This window comes from Pseudomonas sp. CGJS7, assembly GCF_036961695.1.
This window is the reverse complement of record NZ_JBAMDI010000332.1, coordinates 1-429: the sequence shown is the minus strand read 5'-3', so window position 1 is coordinate 429 and position 429 is coordinate 1. Positions and strand designations below refer to the sequence as shown.

At 68.1% G+C, this 429-nt stretch carries 1 pseudogene; it reads right to left on the bottom strand.

From position 1 onward, the window contains the following. Positions 1-429, bottom strand: a pseudogene (locus V7787_RS52950) (hypothetical protein); the annotation flags it as partial.

Here is a 429-nt window from a genome sequence, read left to right as displayed (position 1 = left end):
GTGTCCTCCGCGCCGGCGGCGACGCCGGTGACGCGGCGGTTGCCGACGTTGACCTCGCCGGTGGCGGTGCCGCCGACCAGGTACGCCGCGTTGCCGAGCGTGCTGCCGTTGGCGACCGAACCCGCACCCAAAGCAACGCTGCCGGCATGGCTGGCCTGCGCGTTGCGACCGATCGCGACCGCATCTGCCGCCGAACTGACCGCGTTGTAACCGACCGCGGTGGAACCGGCGACTTGGGCGTGCGCATCGTCCTGAGCCAGGCCGGTGTCGTTGGTGCGGGCATAACGGGTACCGCTGCCGTTCTGCTGCACGTAGACCGGATCGGTCGGACCGACTTGGTTCTGCAGGTTGGTGATGGCGCCTTCGTTGTTGGTGACGCGGTTGTCGAGGTTGGTGATGTTGCCCTCGTTGGTGGTGACGCGGTTATCG